Raw genomic sequence first — 18,630 nt, 5'->3', positions numbered from 1 at the left:
ATGCTGGTACGGCAGGCCCGGCCTCTTCGCGGGCATGCCCGCTCCCACAGGTACGGCACTGGCCCAAAGGTCCGCGCTGTCCCTGTGGGAGCGGGCGAGCCCGCGAAGAGGCCCCCAAAAGCAACATGAATGTTGGCTGTAACCCATAACAACAAGAACAACCTCACGCCCCGCACCCAAGGAGGCAACATGGCCACCTATCTCGCCAGTGCCGAAGATTCCGGCACCGACACCGCCCACAGCGTCCCCCGGCGCTATGCCTGGGTGGTCTTCGCCCTGACCTTTGGCCTGTTGATCTCCGACTACATGTCGCGCCAGGTGCTCAACGCGGTGTTCCCGCTGCTCAAGGGCGAATGGGCATTGAGCGACAGCCAGCTCGGCCTGCTCAGCGGTATCGTCGCGCTGATGGTCGGCCTGCTGACCTTCCCGCTGTCGCTGCTGGCCGACCGCTTCGGCCGGGTGCGCAGCCTGGTGCTGATGGCGGTTCTGTGGAGCCTGGCCACCCTCGGCTGCGCCCTGGCGGAAAACTACCCGCAAATGTTCATCGCGCGGTTTCTGGTCGGGGTAGGCGAAGCTGCCTACGGCAGCGTCGGCATCGCCGTGGTGGTCGCCGTGTTCCCCCGCGACATGCGCTCGACCCTGGCCGGCGCGTTCATGGCCGGTGGCATGTTCGGCTCGGTGCTGGGCATGGCCCTGGGCGGTGTACTGGCCCAGCACCTGGGCTGGCGCTGGGCATTCGCCGGCATGGCGCTGTTCGGCCTGGTGCTGGCGATGCTGTACCCGCTGATCGTCAAGGAGGCGCGTATTGCGCCTCGATGCACGCAGCAGTCGCAAGGCAAGGCCGGCCGCCCGTTGCGCACCCTGTACAGCAGCCGCTCGGTCATCGCGGCCTACGTCGGCAGCGGGCTGCAGCTGTTCGTTGGCGGCACCGTGATGGTATGGATGCCCAGCTACCTGAACCGCTATTACGCCATGGGCACCGACCGCGCCGGGGCTATTGCGGCAGTCATCGTGCTGTGCAGCGGCATCGGCATGATCCTCTGCGCCATGCTCTGTGACCGCCTCGGGCGGCAGCGCCCGGACCGCAAGATCAGCCTGGCCATCGCCTACTGCCTGGGCAGTTGCGCGCTGTTGTCCCTCGCTTTCGCGCTGCCAGCCGGAACTGCCCAACTGGTGCTGATCTGCCTGGGCATGATGATCGCCGCCGGCACCAACGGCCCGTCCAGTGCCATGGTCGCCAACCTCACCCACGCCTCGGTGCACGGCACCGCGTTTGCCACCCTGACCCTGGCCAACAACCTGTTGGGCCTGGCCACCGGGCCGCTGATCACCGGGCGCGTTTCCGACCTGGTCGGCCTGCATGCCGCCTTCCAGCTGGTGCCGCTGATGAGCATCGGCGCAGCGGGGGTGTTTTTCCTCGCCAAACGTCATTACCACCGCGACATGGACCGTCTGCATACACCGGCACACGACACTGCCGACGCACCCCGGGAGTTGAAACCGTGAAACAGCTGTTGTCCGTCGAAGTGTTCTTCGATTTCGTCTGCCCGTGGTGCCTGATTGGCCAGCGGCACCTGCAGGCCGCCCTGTTGCACTTGCAGCGCGAACAGCCGCAAGTGCAAGTACAACTGCAATGGCGAGGTGTGCAGTTGTTGCCTGGCTTGCCAGCCGGTGGCGTGCCGTTTCATGCCTTCTATCTGCAACGCCTAGGCAGCGAGGAGGCGGTACGCGAGCGCCAGGCCCAGGTGCGCGCCGCTGCCCGTGTGGTAGGCGAGGACATCGACTTCTCACGTATTCGCCGCATGCCCAACACCGGCAATGCCCATCGGCTGCTGCAACGGGCTGCCCAGTTGCTCGAACCATCGCAACTGGAAGCCTTGCTGGCGCAGCTGTTCATCGCCTATTTCCACCAGGGGCGCGACCTGGGGGATAGCCGCACCTTGCTCGACATCGCCCAATGTTGCAGGCTGGATACCGCGCAGGTCATCGACTGCCTGCGTGACGACGGCAGCCCGTTCCTCGATGGGGCCGGGCGCGCTGGCAGTGCCGTGCCGCGTTTTCGTTTCAATCATGGGCCGCTCATCGCAGGTGCACAGCCTGCCGAGGTGCTGTATGCGGCCATGACCGAAGCGCTGCAAGAGGTCGAGAGGGCATGACCCGACGTATTGCATTGGCCCCCCATCAGGTGCCGGAACGTGGCGGCCGTGTGCTGTTGGCCTGCGAAGGGCGCGGCGTGGCGCTGTTCAACGTTGCCGACTCGCTCTATGCCATCGAAGACAGCTGCCCGCACCAGGGCGCGTCGTTGTGCGGCGGCCGGCTGGAAGGCCGTGTCATCCAGTGCTGCGCGCATGGCCTGCGCTTTGACCTGGCCAGCGGCTACCTGGTCAATTCCAGGGCTTTGAAGGTTACCAGCTACCCGGTCGAGCAGCAGGGCGGTCAGGTCTACATCGTATTTGACGGTGAGGAAGCGGGACAATGAATACACTGGCACTTGGCGCTACCCATCAGCGTATTCGCACCCTCTCACCGTAATCGGCGTGTCGGCGCTGTCGACCCTGGCGTTGATGGTGGGGGAGAGCGTGTTTCTTGTGCTTTTGGTGCTGGCGTTGATGCACTGGGGCCTTGCCTGACTGCTTGACGCGGTCGATTGTAGGAGCGGCCGTACCAGGTTCAAGCTAAAGCCCTTGATCATCCCGCTGTGCCCGCCAACTGGCCGGCGGCATGCCGAACTGGGCGATGAACCAGCGGGTGAACGAACTTGGCATCGAATAACCCAGCATGTCGGCGATACGCCCCAGCGAATAGCCGGGGTTCTCCAGGTAGCGCATCACCAGGTCACGGCGCACGCTGTTGATCAGGTCCTTGAAGGTCAACCCGCTTTCTTCCAGGCGACGCTGCAGGGTGCGCACGTTCATGCCCTGGGTCTGTGCCACCTGCTCGATGGTGGCACGGCCCATGGGCAGCAGCAGGTAGATGGTCTTGCGCAACTCCAGCTCCAGGGACGGCGTGCCGCCCGCTGGCAGGCTGTCCAGATAGCGTTGCGCCAGGCGCGCCATGGCCTCGTTGGCCTGCGGGCTGGCGGTGTCGAGGTCGGCGGCCGGGCAGACGATACCGTTGAACTCGCTGCCGAACACCAACGTGCAGCCGAAAATGCGCCGGTGGGTGGCCAGGTCGGCAGGAGGCGCGTGGGTGAAGTTGGCGCTGATCGGGTGCCAATGCGCACCCAGCAGCGCCGCGCACAGGCGCATCATCACGCCGATTGCCAGCTCGGTGGCCTGGCGGCTGCAGGGCGCGCGTTCGTTGATCACTTCCTCGCGAATGACCACGGTCTTGCCGGCTTCCTCGATATGAATGGCCAGTGCGTCATTGAGCAGGTGACGGTATTGCACGATCACCTGCAGTGCATCACGCAGGGTGCGTTGGTGGCTGAGCAGCAAGCTGATTTCGCCGAAGTCCGACAGTTGCCGCAATTCGGCCATGCGCAGGCCGAAGCTTTCGCAGCGGCTGGCGTTGGCGGAGGCTTCCAGCAAGGCGATGACGCTGGCAACCGGAATACGCCTGTTGGGGTCTTCGAGCAACGCGGCGCTTAGGCCAACCTGTGCCAACAGCGCTTGGGGATTGAGGCCCAGGTGGCGGGACACCTCAAGGTAGTTGGTCAAGCTGGCGGCACGGACTAGGGCAGGCATTTTTTTTGTTTTCCATGCGGTTTCTTGTTGTTGGGTATGCCGACATGCGTTTTGTGTCTTATAGCCTGCGTGTCATGAATTGAAAAGCAAAGCCCCGTCATGGCCATTGTCATCAAATGAAAAGCCCCTGACGCCCAATGTGAAGCACCCGGTGGGTGGGCTGTTTACTGTGAACCTCAAGAGCTACACCGCACATGAGGTTCACCGTGGAAAAACTGCAAACCACCGCCACCGTGCTGATCGTCCCCGGCCTGCGCGACCATGTCGCCGAACACTGGCAGACCCTGCTCGCAGGCCGCCTGGCCAAGGTACGCAGCGTCCCGCCGCTGCAAGTCGACGGCCTGAGCTGCACGGCCCGGGTCGAGGCGATCCAGCGCGAACTGGGCCAGATCGATGGTGAGGTGATCCTGGTGGCGCACAGCGCTGGCGTGTTGATGGTCGCCCACTGGGCGGCGCGCTACCGGCGGCCGATCAAGGGTGCATTGCTGGCGGCACCGCCCGACCTGAACGCGCCATGGCCGGCCCACTACCCAAGCCCGGCCAGCCTGGCCGAGCACGGCTGGTCGCCATTGCCCCAGCAGCCGTTGCCGTTCCCCAGCATTGTCGCGGCCAGTAGCAACGACCACCTGGCCAGCTTTGCCGCAGCCAGCACCCTGGCCCAAGGCTGGGGTAGTGAACTGGTCGCACTGGGGGCCGTCGGCCACCTCAATCCGGCCTCCGGCTTCGGCCCCTGGCCGCAGGCCGAGGCCTTCATCCTGCGACTGGACCAGCCCAACCTGCAATAGCGCATGGACGCCCCAGCCACGCTCGCAAAAGACGGGCGGCGAAAAGAACAATAACAATACGTGGAGCCATCGTAATGCCAGAACACCGCATTCACCGTGCTGTGAAACCACAGCGCTGCCTGCTTGCCTGCGCCATCGGGCTGCTCACGCTGCCCGCCGCCCAGGCGTTCGAAGTCGATACCGGTAATGAAAACTGGGCCGTGCGCTTCGACAACACCGTCAAGTACAACTACGGCGTACGCACCGAAAGCGCCGACAAGCGCATGCTAGGTACGCCCAACAGCAACGACGGTGACTACAACTTCCGCAAGGCCGGCACCAACATCACCAACAGGGTCGACCTGCTGACCGAACTGGACGTGGTCTACCAGGGCAACACCGGGTTGCGCGTCAGCACCGCCAGCTGGTACGACAAGGCCTATGACAACACCGGCTCCAATAGCAACCCGTTCGTCAACGGCAACGGTGACCAGTCCGGCATCAACCCCAGCCTCAATGGCCTGCCCGGCACCGGTGTGCCGCTGGGCAGCCCGCACCTGAGCAACTACGCCCAGCGTTACTACAGCGGCCCGTCCGGTGAAGTGCTGGATGCCTTCGTGTTCTTCAGCCGTGAAGTCGGCGAGGCCTCGCAGGTCAGCGCCAAGCTGGGCCAGCACAACCTGTTCTGGGGTGAAACCCTGCTCAACCCGGTGCACTCGCTAAGCTATGGCCAGTCGGGCCTCGACCTGGCCAAGCTGGCTGCCTCGCCGGGCACCGAGGCCAAGGAGCTGTTCGTACCGCGCAACCAACTGTCGACCTCGTTCCTGGTCAACTCCGAACTGACCCTGGGCGCCCAGTACTTCTTCGACTGGGACGCCGCCCGCCTGCCCGAAGCCGGTACCTACTATGGCGGCTCGGACGTGGTAGGCGAGGGCGCCCAAAGCTTCCTGCTCGGCCACACCGGCACCCCGGGGCTGATCCCGGTGCGCGGTGCGCTGACCACCATCCGCCGTGGCCATGACCTGAACCCCGGCAAGAGCGGCGACTGGGGCATCATGGCCAAGTGGTCGCCCGAGTGGCTGGGCGGCACCCTCGGTTTCTACTACCGCAAGACCTCCGAGATCCTCCCACAGGCCTGGCTCGACGCACGCGGCATGACCGTCGCCAACGGCCCGTTCGGCAACCCGCCGGGCAGCCGCCAAGGTGCAGTCGGCAACCTGTACAACTCGCTGCAAAGCACTACCTACCAGTTCGCCTACTCCGATGACATCGACATCTATGGCCTGAGCCTGTCCAAGGATGTGGGCGGCATCAGTGTCGGCAGCGACCTGAACATTCGCCACAACATGCCGTTGGCGAGCATCCCGGCAATCGTCAGCGCCCCCGGCCAGGGTGGCCTGGGTGGCGGCTTTGGTTTGCTGCCGGCACGCCTGCCCAGCAGCGGGGTGATCTACGACGTACCCAAGGATGGCGACGGCCTGAGCGCCACCGGCGACACCCTGCACTGGACCTTGAACGGCCTGATGACCATTGGCGATACGCCGCTGTTCGATTCGGCAACCCTGCTCGGCGAGCTGTTCTACAGCAACCTGCTCAAGCTCGATAGCCACAACGAGGCCTTGTACAAGGGCAAGAGCAGCTACCACGGTATCGACAAGGCCACCCGCGACAACTGGGGCATCGCCGTCAACTTCACCCCTACCTGGTACCAGGTGCTGCCAGGTATGGACCTGAGCATGCCGCTATCGGTCAACGTCGGCCTCGACGGCGTGTCGCCGGTGCAGGGCGGTGGCGCCGAGAACACTGGCAACTATGCGGTGGGCGTGAGCGCCGCGATCTACAACCAGTACTTCGTCGACCTCAAGTACGTCGACAGTTTCGGTGAGACCAAGGCCTGCAAGGACGGCCAGACCGACGGCAGCACCCCCAACGCCCTGGACGGCGAACAGGATTACACCTGCTACGGCGGCGGCTACGCCTCCTTCTCCGGCAGTGGTGCCACCACCGAGGACCGTGGCGCCCTGTACCTGACCGTCAAGACGACCTTCTGAGTCATGTTTCCTACAGCCTGCACAGGAAGACAACCATCATGAATTTCGTACGTACCCTGCTGGCCTCGTGCCTGTCACTGGCCGCCCTGAACGCTGCACAGGCCGCTGTTTCCACTGATCAGGCGGCGCGCCTGGGCACCAGCCTGACCGTCATCGGCGCGGAGAAGGCCGGCAACGCCGATGGCTCGATCCCGGCCTACCAGGGCGGCCTGCTGACGCCGCCAGCCAGCTACCAGAGCGGCGCCAGCATGCGCCCCGACCCGTTCGCCAGCGACAAGCCGCTGCTGGTCATCGATGGCAAGAACGCCGAGCAGTACAAGGGCCAGTTGACCGCCACCACCCTGGAGCTGCTCAAGCGCTACCCCAGCTACCGCGTCGATGTGTACCCGACCCACCGTAGCGTGGCGCTGCCGCAAGCGGTGCTCGACAACACCCGCAAGAACGCCACCGGCGCCAACAGCAAGGAGGGCGGCACTGCGGTAGACAACGTGCTGCCGGGCATCCCGTTCCCCATTCCGCAGAACGGCGCCGAGGCCATGTGGAACTTCCTGCTGCGCTATCAGGGCGTGAGCATGACTGCCAAGTACGACTCGTGGAACGTCGACGCTGCTGGCAAACCATCGCTGTCGACCACCGGCCAGGCCAATATCAGCTACCCGATATACGAAGACATGACCAAGCCGATCGGTGCCAAGGACACCTACTACCAGATGAAGCTGGTGTACACCGGGCCCGCACGCCGTGCCGGCGAAGCAATGATGCTGCGCGACGCCGCCAACCCGCTGGTGCAACCACGCAGCGCCTGGCAGTACCTGCCGGGTCAGCGCCGGGTCAAGCTGGCGCCGAACCTGGCCTACGACACGCCCAACCCGGGCACCTCGGGTTCGGGCACCTACGATGATGTGTTCGTTTTCAACGGTGCGCTGGACCGCTACGACTGGACCCTGGTCGGCAAGCAGGAAATGTACGTGCCGTACAACACCTATCAGCTGACCTACAACACCGACGTCAAGCAGGTGATCACCCCCAACCACCTGGCGCCGCAGTTCGTGCGTTGGGAGAAGCACCGGGTGTGGGTGGTGGAAGGCAAGCTCAAGGACGGTGCGCGCCATATCTACCACAAGCGCCGCTTCTACCTCGATGAAGACAGCTGGATCGCTCTGGCCTCGGACCAGTACGACGCCCGTGGCCAGTTGTACCGCGGCTCGTTCGCCTTCCTCACCCAGAGCTACGACAAACAGACCCCGGACGCCACGCCCTTCATGATCTACGACCTGATCGGCGGCACCTACAACCTCAATGGCGTAGTCGGTGCCTACGGCGGCATCCGCTACATCGACCCGCTGTCGAAAACCCAGTGGTCGCCCGAGTCGCTGGCCGGCAACGGCATTCGCTGAGCGCACGGAGCAGAGGTGGCAATGTCTGTCTTCAAACGATGCAGCGTGGTAGTTCTGGCCTGGGCCGCGCTGCAGGGCGCGGCCCAGGCTGCGCCCTTCACCGATGTGCTGGACCTGCCCGCCATGCCCAGCGCCCTTGTCGCCAGCAGCGCCTTGCGCGATGTAACCCTGGCTGGCCAGCGCCTGGTCGCGGTGGGCCCGCGTGGGCACATCCTGTACTCCGACGACCATGGCACGCACTGGCAGCAGGCCCAGGTGCCGGTCAGCGCCGATCTTAATGCCGTGAGCTTCGCCACGCCCGAGCTCGGCTGGGCGGTTGGCCACGATGGCGTGGTGCTGCACAGCCGTGATGGCGGCGTGCACTGGCAGAAGCAGCTGGATGGCCGGGCGCTGGCCGAGCAACTGCCGGGCACAGGTAGCGACAATGCCTTGCTCGACGTTTGGTTCGGCGATGCCCGCAATGGCTATGCGGTCGGCGTGTTCAACCTGCTGTTGCGCACCGTTGATGGCGGCGAGCACTGGCAGCCCTGGCTCGACCACAGCGATAACCCCCAAGGCCTGCACCTGACCAGCCTGGCCGCGGTGGGTGACGAGCTGTACATCACCGGCGAGCAAGGCCTGCTGCTGAAGCAGGACGGTGAGCGTTTCAGCCGTTTCGAGACACCCTACGCCGGCACACTGTTCGGTGCTGTCGGCAAGCCTGGCGTACTGCTGGTCTACGGCTTGCGCGGGCATGCCTACCGCAGTACCGACGGCGGCCGGCAATGGCAACCGGTCAGCACGGGTGTGAACACCAGCCTCACCGCCGCCGGTGTCGACCGTTACGGCCAGCTATGGCTGGCCAGCCAGGCTGGCGACCTGCTGCTCAGCCGGGATGATGGCGCAAGCTTCAGCCCGGTGCCGCAAAGCGCCCGTGGCCCGGTGACCGCGCTCGCCACCGATACCGGCAACGGCCTGGTCCTGGTGGGCGAGCGGGGCGTGCGCAACCAGGCCGGCAACCCCACGCTGCACCCATAACAAGAGAAGACCCTGATGGCCGCAACCCGCCAAGACACCCTGCCGGTAATCCGCAACCTCGACGATTTCGACCCACGCTCGGGCAATTGCCTGGAGCGCCTGGTGTTCAACCATCGCCTGCCGTTCCTGCTGTGCATGCTGCTGGCGACCCTGGTACTGGGCTACATGGCGCTGACCCGCCTGGAGCTGCGCCCCAGCTTCGACAAGATGCTGCCGCAGAGCCACCCCTACATCCAGAACTACCTGGAAAACCGCCCATCACTGCGTGGCCTGGGCAACGCCGTACGGGTGGTAGTGGAGAACACCCAGGGCGACATCTTCGACCCGGGCTACCTGCAGACCCTGCGCCACATCAACGACGAGCTGTTCCTCAGCCAGGGCGTGGACCGGGCCTGGGTGAAGTCGCTGTGGAGCCCTGCGGTGCGCTGGACCGAGGTGACCGAGGAGGGCTTCCAGGGCGGCCCGGTGATGCCCGACGGCTACCAGGGCGCTACGGGTGACATCGAGCAGCTGCGGCAGAACATCGAGCGCGCCAACATCGTCGGCAGCCTGGTGGCGCGGGACTTCAAGTCGAGCATGCTGGTCGTGCCGCTGCTCGACCAGGATTCGGCCACCGGCAAGGGCCTCGACTACCACGCCTTCTCGCAGAAGCTCGAGCAACTGCGCAGCCAGTACCAGGCCAGCGGCCAGTACCGCATCCATGTGATCGGCTTTGCCAAGCTGATGGGCGACCTGATCGACGGGCTGATCCAGGTGATGGCGTTCTTCGCCCTGGCGGTGCTGACCAGCCTGCTGATCATCTACTGCTACACCCGGTGCCTGCGCAGCACCCTGCTGGTGGTGCTGTGTTCACTGACCGCAGTGGTGTGGCAGCTGGGCATCGTGGCCTGGCTGGGCTACGCCATCGACCCGTATTCGATCCTGGTGCCATTCCTGATCTTTGCCATCGGCGTATCCCACGCGGCGCAGAAGATGAACGGCATCCTTCAGGACATCGGCCGTGGCACCCACCGTCAGGTGGCAGCGCGCTATACCTTCCGCCGCCTGTTCGTGGCCGGGGTGACTGCATTGCTGGCCGATGCGGTGGGCTTTGCCGTGCTGATGCTGATCGACATACCGGTGATTCAGGACCTGGCGATCACCGCCAGCATCGGCGTGGCGGTGCTGATCTTCACCTCGCTGCTGCTGATGCCGGTGGCGCTGTCCTATGTAGGTGTTGGCCGCAAGGCTGCCGAGCGGGCCCTGCATATCGACGCCCGCGCAGCCCAGCACCGAGGTTTCGGCCGGCTGTGGGACCTGCTCGACCGCTTCACCGAACGCAAATGGGCCTGCGCCGCACTGCTGGTGGCGCTGGCCCTGGGCGCCCTCGGTATCTGGGGCAGCCTGCAACTGAAAATCGGCGACCTCGACAGCGGTGCCCCCGAGTTGCGCGCCGACTCCCGCTATAACCTCGACAATGCCTACATCACCCAACACTACGCGCTGTCCAGCGATACCTTCGCGGTGATGGTCAAGACCGCTCCGGAAGGGTGCCTGCAATACCAGACACTGGTGCTTGCCGACCGCCTGGCCTGGGAGCTGCAGCAATTGCCGGGTGTGCAGACCACCGTGTCGCTGGCCAATGCCGTGCGCCAGATCACCGCCGGCACCTACGAAGGCAACCCGCGCCTGAACAGCCTGCAGCGCAACCAGGACGTGCTCAACTACGCCGCCCAGCAGGCATCGGTCAACGCCCCTGAGTTGTTCAACAACGATTGCTCGCTGATGCCGGTAATCGCCTACCTAAAGGACCATCGCGCCGACACCCTGGCCCAGGTGGCCGCCGTGGCAGAGCGTTTTGCCCAGGCCAACAGCAGCACCGAACAGCAGTTCCTGCTGGCCGCCGGCAGCGCCGGTATCGAGGCCGCCACCAATGTGGTGGTCAGCGAGGCCAACCACCGCATGCTGTTGCTGGTGTACCTGGCAGTCACGCTGTTCTGCCTGTTCACCTTCCGTAGCTGGCGCGCCACGCTGGTGGCGATCCTGCCGTTGATGCTCACCTCGGTACTGTGCGAGGCGCTGATGGTAGCCATGGGCATTGGCGTCAAGGTCGCCACCTTGCCGGTGATCGCACTGGGCGTAGGCATCGGCGTGGACTACGCGCTGTACCTGCTCAGCGTGCAACTGCACTACCAGCGCGCCGGGCTGAGCCTGGCCCAGGCCTACCAGAAAGCCGTGGCCTTCACCGGCCGGGTGGTCGGGCTGGTCGGCATCACCCTGGCAGCCGGCGTGGTCGGCTGGGCGTGGTCGCCGATCAAGTTCCAGGCCGACATGGGCCTGCTGCTGACCTTCATGTTTCTGTGGAACATGCTCGGCGCGCTGGTGTTGATCCCTGCGCTGTCGCATTTCCTCCTGCGTGGCCAGGCCGCCCCGGCACCTGCCGAGGCCCAGGCCACGTCGCTTCCGCAAACCCAAGAAACCGAGTGTTCGCCTCATGTCTGATTACCTTCCGCCACTGCGCGACATGGATTTTCTGTTCAACGAAGTGTTCGACATCCCGGCCTGGTGGGCGCAAACGCCCGCGCTGGCCGAGCAGGTCGATGGGGATACTGCCCGGGCCGTGCTCGAACAGGCCGGCCGGCTGATTGCCGAGGTGGTGGCGCCACTCAACCGCAGTGGTGACGAGCAGGGTTGCCGCTGGGAGGCGGGCCAGGTACGTACCCCCGATGGCTTCGCCGATGCCTACCGGGCATTCGCCGCAGATGGCTGGGTGGGTGTGGCTGGTGCCCCGGAATATGGGGGGATGGGCATGCCGAAAGTGATCGGCGCCCAGCTCGAAGAAATGCTCAATGCCGCCAACCTGTCGTTCGGCCTGTACCCGATGCTGACCGCCGGGGCCTGCCTGGCGCTGCTCAACCATGCCAGTGAGTCGTTGAAGGCGTTGTACCTGCCGCCCATGTACCAAGGGCGCTGGGCCGGTTCGATGTGCCTGACCGAGCCGCACGCTGGCACTGACCTGGGCCTGATTCGCACCCGCGCCGAGCCGGTTGCCGATGGCAGCTACCGCATCAGCGGGACCAAGATCTTCATCACTGGCGGTGAGCAGGACCTGACCGAGAACATCATCCACCTGGTGCTGGCGCGGCTGCCGGATGCGCCAGCCGGGCCCAAGGGCATCTCGCTGTTCCTGGTGCCCAAGGTGCAGGTTGACGCCGACGGCGTGCTGGGCGAGGCCAACGCGGTGAGTTGCGGGTCGATCGAGCACAAGATGGGCATCAAGGCCTCGGCCACCTGCGTGATGAACTTCGACGGTGCAATCGGCTACCTGATTGGCGAGCCGAACAAGGGCCTCAACGCGATGTTCACCATGATGAACTACGAGCGCCTGGGCGTAGGTATCCAGGGCCTGGCCCTGGGCGAACGCTCCTACCAGGGTGCCATCGCCTATGCCCGTGATCGCCAGCAGGGGCGTGCGCCGACCGGCGCCGAAGCGCCGGGGCAAGCCGCTGACCCGATCATCGTCCACCCGGACGTGCGGCGCATGCTGCTGACCATGAAAGCGCTGAACGAAGGCGGGCGGGCATTCTCCACCTATGTGGCACTGCAGCTGGACCTGGCCAAGTACAGCGAGGCCCCGGTCGCACGCGCCCAGGCCGAGGCCAAGGTGGCGTTGCTCACACCGGTGGCCAAGGCCTTCCTTACCGACATGGGGCTGGAAACCACCGTGCACGGCCAGCAGGTGCTGGGCGGTCATGGCTATATCCGCGAGTGGGGTCAGGAGCAGTTGATCCGCGACTGCCGCATCACCCAGATCTACGAGGGCACCAACGGCATCCAGGCCCTCGACCTGGTGGGGCGCAAACTGTTTGCCGATGGCGGCCAGGCCTATCGCAGCGTGTCCGAGGAAATTACCGCCTTTGCCAAGATGCTGCCTGCGGCGTGCGCCGAGTTCGGTGCGCCGCTGCTGGCTGCCGTGCGCAACCTCGACGAGCTCACCGCCTGGTTGCTCGACCGCGCCCAGAGCAACCCGCGCGAGCTTGGCGCGGCAGCGGTGGAGTACCTGCAGGTGTTTGGCTACACCTTCTACGCCTACCTGTGGGCACGCATGGCCGTGGTATGCCAGTGTCATGCGGCCCCCGAGCCGTTCCACCTTGGCAAGCTGGGCACCGCGCGGTTCTACTTTGCCCGCCTGCTGCCACGCATTCATTCGCTGAGCGCCAGTGTGAGGGCCGGTAGCGACAGCCTGTACCTGCTCGAGGCCGGGCAACTGTGAAGGCCGCCGACATGATCACCACTCGCATCATGCCCGCGGCCGAGCAGGCCTACGCCTATCCGCTGCTGATCAAGCGCCTGCTGCTGTCGGGCGTGCGCTACCAGCCGAACCAGGAAATCGTCTACGCCGACAAGCTGCGCTACACCTACACCACGCTGCTCGAACGCATTCAGCGCCTGGCCAATGTGCTGACCGCCGCCGGGGTCAAGCCTGGCGACACCGTTGCCTTGCTCGACTGGGACAGCCACCGGGCGCTGGAGTGCTTCTTTGCCGTGCCGATGCTGGGTGCGGTGCTGCACACGGTGAACATTCGCCTTTCCCCCGAGCAGGTGCGCTACACCATGAAGCATGCCGAGGACCGGCTGGTACTGGTGCATGACGACTTCCTGCCATTGATGGCGCAATTGCGCGATGATTTGCCGACGGTCGAGGGTTTCATCCGCCTCGGCGAAGGCGACCCCACAGCGCAAGATGTGCCGTTGCTGGGTGAGTACGAAGCGCTGCTGTCGGCTGCCGAGCCGCAGTTCGACTTCGCGGATTTCGACGAGCACTCGCTGGCCACGCTGTTCTACACCAGCGGAACCACCGGCAACCCCAAGGGCGTGTACTTCAGCCACCGGCAACTGGTGCTGCATACCCTGGTCGAGCAGGGCACCCTGGCTGCGTGCGGCGAGGTGCCGCTGCTGCGCAGCGGCGACGTGTACATGCCCATCACGCCGATGTTCCACGTGCATGCCTGGGGCGTGCCCTATGTGGCTACGGCGCTGGGCATCAAGCAGGTCTACCCCGGGCGCTACGAGCCCAACCGCCTGGTGCGCCTGTACCGCGACGAAGGCGTGACGTTCTCCCATTGCGTGCCCACGGTGCTGCAGATGATGCTCGACAGCGAGGAAGGACGCCGCGCCGACCTGAGCGGCTGGAAGATGCTGCTGGGCGGCAGCGCCCTGACCCTGGGCCTTGCGCAGCGTGCCAGCGAGCGCGGTATCAGCGTGCATTGTGGCTACGGCATGTCGGAAAGCTGCCCGTTGCTCAGCATCACCCACCTGAGCGCCGACCTGCTGGCACTGCCCATGGCGCAACAACTGCCGCTGCGTATCGATGCTGGCGTGCCGATTGCTTTAGTGGACCTGCGCATCGTCGATGTTGAAGGCAATGATGTGCCCCGCGATGGCGAAAGCCTGGGTGAAATCGTGGTGCGTGCACCGTGGTTGACCCAGGGCTACCTGCATGAACCGGAGCAGGGTGCCGCGTTGTGGCTGGGGGGCTGGATGCATACCGGCGACCTGGCCTGCATCGACCCGGCGGGTGTGGTGCGTATTCGTGACCGGATCAAGGACGTGATCAAGACCGGAGGCGAGTGGGTCAGTTCGGTGGCGCTGGAAAACCTGATCAGCCAGCATCCGGCTGTCGCATCGGTGGCGGTGATCGGTATTCCGGACCCGCAGTGGGGTGAGCAACCGTTGGCCTTGGTAGTTTGTTGCGACGGCATGCAGTTCGACCAGGCGGGATTGGCCGGACACCTGCAGCCGTTTGTCGACAGCGGGCAGCTGAACAAATGGGCGATACCGCGGCAGCTGCGTTGCGTGGAGGAGATCCCCAAGACCAGCGTTGGCAAGATCGACAAGAAGCGGATCCGGCAGGTATTTCTCTGAATGCTGGAAGGGCCGGCTGATTGGCACCTGTAAGAGCAGGCGACGCGGTGGATGGCACCGGCTGCGCCGGTGTTCACGGGCGCGCCCGCTCCCACAGGGTATGGCGCATTCCTTCAGCTGGGTAGCGAGCCCCATGATCTCAGCTTTGGCGATGAGCCCAGGGGAACTGCAACTCCCACTGCCATGCGTGCCGCACAATCGATTCCAGCGTGGCAAACTCCGGCCGCCAGCCCAGCATGCGCATGGCCTTGCCAGCATCCGCCACCAACCGGGGCGGGTCGCCGGGGCGGCGGGCGGCATCGAGGGTGCGGATCTGCCGGCCGGTCACCGCCCGCGCCGTATCGATCACCTGCTGCACCGAAAAACCTAGCCCATTGCCCAGGTTGAACGCGGTTCGCTCGCCACCCGACAGCAGGTAATCCACCGCCAGCGCATGAGCCGCCGCCAGGTCGGCCACATGCACATAGTCGCGTATGCAGGTACCATCCGGCGTGTCGTAGTCGCGGCCAAATACCGTTACCGCATCACGACGGCCCGAAGCGGCCTGCAGGATCAACGGGATCAGGTGGGTTTCCGGGTCATGGCGCTCTCCCAGCTGGCCTTCCGGGTCTGCACCCGCTGCGTTGAAGTAACGCAGGCATACCGACTTCAAGCCGTAAGCCCGGTCGAAGTCCTCGAGAATCTGCTCGACCATCCATTTGCTCAGCCCGTACGGGTTGATCGGCCCCTTGGCATGCGCTTCGTCGATCGGTACGTACTGCGGGTTGCCGTAAACGGCCGCGCTGGAAGAAAACACCAGGTGCCTGATACCGGCATTCACCATGGCCTGCAGGAGGGAAAGGGTGGCCGCGACATTGTTCTGGTAATACTTGCCTGGCACGCTGACCGACTCGCCCACCTGGATGAACGAGGCAAAGTGAAACACGGCATCGAAACGGCAAACCCCGAACAGCACATCCAGGGCGGGTTCGTCGGCGATATCCAGTTTTGCCCACTGGATGCCGGGGCCGGGCGAGACCAGGTCCGCCACCACCACCTCATGGCCCGCAACGAGCAAGTGCTTGACCATGTGCGAGCCAATGTAGCCTGCGCCACCGACAACCAGAAACTTCATCCATGCCTCCCGGACTCTGCTGTTGTACAGCCGCGCTTTTCAGCTACAGGTCTGTGGTGAGGGTAGATGGCCATATGCCCTATTTCAAGAACAGCCAGTTGGACATGTACTTGCCGTCGAACGTGATGCTGTAGTGCCCATCCTGGTAAGCCATCGGCAACGGTTTCAACTGTGCCTGCGCATCCCGTGCGAACAGCTTCAGGCCAGCAGGTGCCTTGATGCGCAAGGTGCCGGTAAACGGCTCGACGTTGAAGGGTGTCTTGTAATCGCCCTTGGGCACGGCACGGGTACCCAGCGACAGCAGCAGTTCGTGCGACTGGTCCAGGGGGTTGCCGTCCAGGCTTTGCACCACGACGCTGGCGTACGGCGTTCGTGCTTGCACCTGAATGGCGCCCAGGCTGATCGAACGACCTCCCAGCCACCCGGTGGCGGCCTGGGTCAGCGGTGTGTCGATGGTATAGATGCCCTGTTGCCAGTTGCGCTTGAGCTCGCCCGTGTCGCTCAGCGCTTCTGTGGCGTCGGCTGGCAGCAGTGACTGCCCGGGGTCGTGCAGTACCTGCGCACCGGCAGGGATGGCGGCGGGTTTCAGCCAGGGCAACTCCGGCGTCTGTGGCAGGGCGATCTGCAGTTGGCCCTTTTCCATGGCCGTGCGCAGCAGCGGTGAATTGCGCGGGGTGATCTCCTGGTTGTACAGGGTGGCGGGCGTCGGCGCGAACACATAGCGGGTAGTGGCCGGCTTCACGTCCGCACGGCGATAGAGCAGGGCGGCAGCGGGCAGGGTGGCGATCATCGCCGGGTCGTTGTAGGCGTGCCAGTTGTCCGCCGTGCGCCAGCCCGGGTTGAAAGCCTGCTGGCTGTAGGCGTATTGCAGCATGGCATCCCAGCCCTGGTGGGCAGCGTTACCGGCCACGTAAAGCGGCAGCGAGTGGCGGTCGGGCAGCGGGAAGGGTTCGGCGTTCCACTCAGTGACGGTCAGTGGTTTGCCGACTACCTGCGCGGCGGCGAGCCAGTCGATCATGCCGTCGCTGGTCAACGGGTTCTTCTCCAGCTGCCCGTTGGCACCGTAGGCATGGGCATCGATGACATCGCCTGCAGTCAGTGCCGGCAGTGCGCTCAGGCCATTGCCGCCCCAGGTGCTGGTGGTGGCGATCGGCACTTTCACGCCGAGGCCGCGCAGGTGGGCGATCATGTCGGCGTTGAAGCGCTGTTCCAGGTCGTTGAGAAACAGCTTCGAAGGGCCATGCTCCCAGGCGCGCCAGGTGAGGTCGGTGGGCAGGTCGTACTGTTTGGCGAAAGCTTTGGCCGCTTCCATGTAGCGGTCGCTGTGGTGCGGTACGTCCTTGTTCGGCATCAGGGCATTACCATAGTGCTGGGTGAGGTCGTTCTCATTGGTGAGCAGTATGGCGGCGATGGCCGGGTCGTCCTTGTAGGCCACGCCGGTGTATTCGTTCACATGGGTCAGGTACTGTTCGGCAAAGCGCTTCATCGCCTGTTGGATACTGCGGTTCACATACGCGTAACCTTTCAGGTCGATGTGGTCCTCGCCCTTGGCCAGTTCCTTGAAATCATCGATGTTGTCATTGGCGGTGAGTGCCCGCTGCACGTGCAGGTCCAGCCAGATATAGATACCCTCGTCCTTGAGCGCCGTGATCCACAGGTCGAGCTTGCGCAGCGATTCGGCACTGAGCTGCTGGGTATCGCGCACCAACGTGCCGTCGCCAAACACGTTCGGGCTGACCCAGGGCGAATCGTGGTGATGCAGGCGCACCAGGTTGAAACCCAGTGCCGACAGGCGCCTGGCCTGTTGGCGGATTTCTTCGTCGGGGCTCTTGAACAGCGAATAGGCGGACAGGTTGGTGCCCCAGAAGCGCACCGGGGTGTTGTTTTCGAACATCAGCTGCTCGCCGACAGCCTTGACGAAGCCGTGCTTGCCGGCAGGCTTTTCCGTGGCATTGAGGAATGACAGGTCTACTGGCGAGGTGCGCCAGTCCAGTTGGTCGTCGGGCCAAGCGGTTGGGTCGGCCAGGCCGAAGCGTTCGCTGGGCGTGGGCCCCAGCTCGATGTCGCCGGTAATGTTAAACATCGCCTTGATCTGCTGCCGACCGGCGTTGATCGGGTCGCTGTAGATGAACGCACGCAGTTCGGACGGGTTGCCGCGCTCGAAATACACCTTGGCCAGTGGTGGGTCGAAGCGCATTTCGATGCGCCGCCCCTGGTCAGCCTTGCCCCATGACCAGCCACGGTTGCCGGGAAGCAGCTGCGGGGTGCCCATCTCTCCGGCTATTTGCGCTGGGTCGAACTGGAACACCATGCCGCCGCCCATTACTCCGGTCTGGCGGCTATGGGCGTCGAGGTCGAAGGCCCAGCTCAAGGTTTGCGCCTGCTCCTTGCGGATATCCGCCGCAAGGTCGAAGTCCAGTTCCTTGTTCTTGCCCTGCAGCACGTAGTGGTAGGGGCCAACTACCTTGAACGTCGTGGCAAAACCGGTCCAGCTCCAGTTGGCCGCCCAGAAATCGAACTTGGCTTTCATCACCGGCCCACCGCCGCGGGTCACCGTGGGCAGGCCGTTCTGTTCATCGACACTGGCTTGCCACGCTGATGCCCAGCCGGTGAGCGGTAGCAAGGCCAGGCCGGCAATGGCCGAAACCCGCAGCAGGGTTTGAAAACTCCGGTTGCGCAGGGGGAGCAGGCTCATGA

13 protein-coding genes are annotated in these 18,630 nt (G+C 64.6%); 10 read left to right on the top strand and 3 right to left on the bottom strand.

Annotation, left to right across the window (positions count from 1 at the left end; all coding sequences use genetic code 11):
* Positions 1 to 189: 189 nt before the first annotated feature.
* Genes ACK1U9_RS16340 through ACK1U9_RS16330 form a run of 3 tightly spaced genes read left to right on the top strand, consistent with a single transcriptional unit; the run spans position 190 to position 2,479 of the window.
* Positions 190 to 1,506, top strand: a complete 1,317-nt coding sequence (locus tag ACK1U9_RS16340; protein ID WP_108481476.1) for an MFS transporter — start codon at positions 190 to 192, stop codon at positions 1,504 to 1,506.
* Positions 1,503 to 2,156 (top strand): DsbA family oxidoreductase, encoded by a 654-nt coding sequence (locus tag ACK1U9_RS16335; protein WP_284385916.1) that lies wholly within the window; start codon positions 1,503 to 1,505, stop codon positions 2,154 to 2,156. Before ACK1U9_RS16340 ends, ACK1U9_RS16335 begins: the two co-directional genes overlap by 4 nt.
* Positions 2,153 to 2,479, top strand: coding sequence for a Rieske (2Fe-2S) protein (locus ACK1U9_RS16330; protein WP_284385915.1), 327 nt, complete (start codon positions 2,153 to 2,155; stop codon positions 2,477 to 2,479). The genes ACK1U9_RS16335 and ACK1U9_RS16330 overlap by 4 nt, the downstream gene beginning before the upstream one ends.
* A 196-nt stretch (positions 2,480 to 2,675) precedes the next feature.
* Here ACK1U9_RS16330 and ACK1U9_RS16325 read toward each other — a convergent pair whose 3' ends face one another.
* Positions 2,676 to 3,686, bottom strand: a complete 1,011-nt coding sequence (locus tag ACK1U9_RS16325; RefSeq protein WP_108481478.1) for an AraC family transcriptional regulator — start codon at positions 3,684 to 3,686, stop codon at positions 2,676 to 2,678.
* A gap of 206 nt (positions 3,687 to 3,892) precedes the next feature.
* Between ACK1U9_RS16325 and ACK1U9_RS16320 the strand changes: the two genes are divergently transcribed.
* The 7 genes from ACK1U9_RS16320 to ACK1U9_RS16290 all read left to right on the top strand — a co-directional run bounded on the left by ACK1U9_RS16320 (position 3,893) and on the right by ACK1U9_RS16290 (position 14,819).
* Positions 3,893 to 4,471: an RBBP9/YdeN family alpha/beta hydrolase gene (locus tag ACK1U9_RS16320; protein WP_046616696.1), complete on the top strand. Its 579-nt coding sequence runs from the start codon at positions 3,893 to 3,895 to the stop codon at positions 4,469 to 4,471.
* Between the two features lie 74 nt (positions 4,472 to 4,545).
* Positions 4,546 to 6,501, top strand: a complete 1,956-nt coding sequence (locus ACK1U9_RS16315; protein ID WP_449110023.1) for a DUF1302 domain-containing protein — start codon at positions 4,546 to 4,548, stop codon at positions 6,499 to 6,501.
* Between the two features lie 38 nt (positions 6,502 to 6,539).
* A complete protein-coding gene (locus tag ACK1U9_RS16310; RefSeq protein ID WP_046616694.1) occupies positions 6,540 to 7,898 on the top strand; it encodes a DUF1329 domain-containing protein in 1,359 nt (452 codons plus the stop codon).
* Between the two features lie 21 nt (positions 7,899 to 7,919).
* A complete protein-coding gene (locus ACK1U9_RS16305; RefSeq protein WP_108481480.1) occupies positions 7,920 to 8,915 on the top strand; it encodes a WD40/YVTN/BNR-like repeat-containing protein in 996 nt (331 codons plus the stop codon).
* A gap of 15 nt (positions 8,916 to 8,930) precedes the next feature.
* A complete protein-coding gene (locus tag ACK1U9_RS16300; protein ID WP_108481481.1) occupies positions 8,931 to 11,396 on the top strand; it encodes an efflux RND transporter permease subunit in 2,466 nt (821 codons plus the stop codon).
* The gene (locus ACK1U9_RS16295; RefSeq protein ID WP_449110022.1) at positions 11,389 to 13,167 is read left to right on the top strand and encodes an acyl-CoA dehydrogenase C-terminal domain-containing protein; all 1,779 of its coding nucleotides are present in this window, start codon (positions 11,389 to 11,391) and stop codon (positions 13,165 to 13,167) included. Before ACK1U9_RS16300 ends, ACK1U9_RS16295 begins: the two co-directional genes overlap by 8 nt.
* An 11-nt stretch (positions 13,168 to 13,178) precedes the next feature.
* Complete coding sequence (locus tag ACK1U9_RS16290) at positions 13,179 to 14,819, top strand: fatty acid--CoA ligase (RefSeq protein ID WP_449110021.1); 1,641 nt, start codon at positions 13,179 to 13,181, stop codon at positions 14,817 to 14,819.
* Positions 14,820 to 14,958: 139 nt separating this feature from the next.
* Here ACK1U9_RS16290 and galE read toward each other — a convergent pair whose 3' ends face one another.
* Together galE and ACK1U9_RS16280 are read right to left on the bottom strand one after the other, a co-directional pair.
* Positions 14,959 to 15,933: a UDP-glucose 4-epimerase GalE gene (gene galE, locus ACK1U9_RS16285; RefSeq protein ID WP_449110020.1), complete on the bottom strand. Its 975-nt coding sequence runs from the start codon at positions 15,931 to 15,933 to the stop codon at positions 14,959 to 14,961.
* 79 nt (positions 15,934 to 16,012) lie between these two features.
* Positions 16,013 to 18,628: a cellulase family glycosylhydrolase gene (locus tag ACK1U9_RS16280; protein WP_449110019.1), complete on the bottom strand. Its 2,616-nt coding sequence runs from the start codon at positions 18,626 to 18,628 to the stop codon at positions 16,013 to 16,015.
* Positions 18,629 to 18,630 lie beyond the last annotated feature (2 nt).

It is taken from the genome of Pseudomonas sp. XP1 (assembly GCF_053557675.1).
The sequence above is the reverse complement of the archived record's forward strand: the minus strand, read 5'-3'. Positions and strand labels throughout refer to the sequence as shown.

What these genes read in the sequence shown, in the direction of transcription:
- ACK1U9_RS16340 (WP_108481476.1), top strand. Translation starts at nt 190, where the DNA reads ATGGCCACCTATCTCGCCAGTGCCGAAGATTCCGGCACCGACACCGCC.
- ACK1U9_RS16330 (WP_284385915.1), top strand. Translation starts at nt 2,153, where the DNA reads ATGACCCGACGTATTGCATTGGCCCCCCATCAGGTGCCGGAACGTGGC.
- ACK1U9_RS16325 (WP_108481478.1), bottom strand. Translation starts at nt 3,686, where the DNA reads ATGCCTGCCCTAGTCCGTGCCGCCAGCTTGACCAACTACCTTGAGGTG.
- ACK1U9_RS16315 (WP_449110023.1), top strand. Translation starts at nt 4,546, where the DNA reads ATGCCAGAACACCGCATTCACCGTGCTGTGAAACCACAGCGCTGCCTG.
- ACK1U9_RS16310 (WP_046616694.1), top strand. Translation starts at nt 6,540, where the DNA reads ATGAATTTCGTACGTACCCTGCTGGCCTCGTGCCTGTCACTGGCCGCC.
- ACK1U9_RS16305 (WP_108481480.1), top strand. Translation starts at nt 7,920, where the DNA reads ATGTCTGTCTTCAAACGATGCAGCGTGGTAGTTCTGGCCTGGGCCGCG.
- ACK1U9_RS16300 (WP_108481481.1), top strand. Translation starts at nt 8,931, where the DNA reads ATGGCCGCAACCCGCCAAGACACCCTGCCGGTAATCCGCAACCTCGAC.
- ACK1U9_RS16295 (WP_449110022.1), top strand. Translation starts at nt 11,389, where the DNA reads ATGTCTGATTACCTTCCGCCACTGCGCGACATGGATTTTCTGTTCAAC.
- ACK1U9_RS16290 (WP_449110021.1), top strand. Translation starts at nt 13,179, where the DNA reads ATGATCACCACTCGCATCATGCCCGCGGCCGAGCAGGCCTACGCCTAT.
- galE (WP_449110020.1), bottom strand. Translation starts at nt 15,933, where the DNA reads ATGAAGTTTCTGGTTGTCGGTGGCGCAGGCTACATTGGCTCGCACATG.
- ACK1U9_RS16280 (WP_449110019.1), bottom strand. Translation starts at nt 18,628, where the DNA reads ATGAGCCTGCTCCCCCTGCGCAACCGGAGTTTTCAAACCCTGCTGCGG.